Annotated in this window: 1 protein-coding gene; it reads left to right on the forward strand. The window is 36.2% G+C overall.

Translation table 11 applies throughout. From position 1 onward, the window contains the following. Nucleotides 1–127: 127 nt before the first annotated feature. On the forward strand, nucleotides 128–453 hold a 326-nt coding region (locus NEH75_RS13215), incomplete at its 3' end, for a DUF6444 domain-containing protein (RefSeq protein WP_262949013.1).

A 453-nucleotide genomic window follows, 5' to 3' on the forward strand; every position in this document is an offset into this window, starting at 1 on the left:
AAGTAAACGAATTCCGTTTCTTGGTGTTTTTGTTAATGATATGTAGCTCTCGTGAATAACTTACCTATTTGTAAGATTTACGTTATAATATCCTTACTATTCCAACTTTAGAAGAAGGTGTCATCTCATGTCAGAATCTGAAATCATCAAAGTTTATCAGGAGGGGATTCAATCCGTTATTAGTTTAGTTCAAGGACTTTCCACTCAAATCTCTGAGTTATCTCAGACTGTTTCAGATTTAGATGCTCGCCTTAAGAAACTTGAAAAACAATCAAATCAAACCAGTCAAAATAGTAGCTTACCTCCGTCAACCGATGGTTTTAAAAAGACAAAAAGTTTGCGTCAACCTTCAAATAAAAAAACGGGTGGTCAAGTCGGGCATAAAGGTTCAACCTTAAAAATGGTAGAAGATCCGGATCTTGTCGTCACACATCATCCGAAAACTTGCCAAGG

The sequence above is a fragment of the Turicibacter sp. T129 genome, assembly GCF_025594975.1.
In the GTDB taxonomy this organism is placed as follows: domain Bacteria; phylum Bacillota_I; class Bacilli_A; order MOL361; family Turicibacteraceae; genus Turicibacter; species Turicibacter bilis.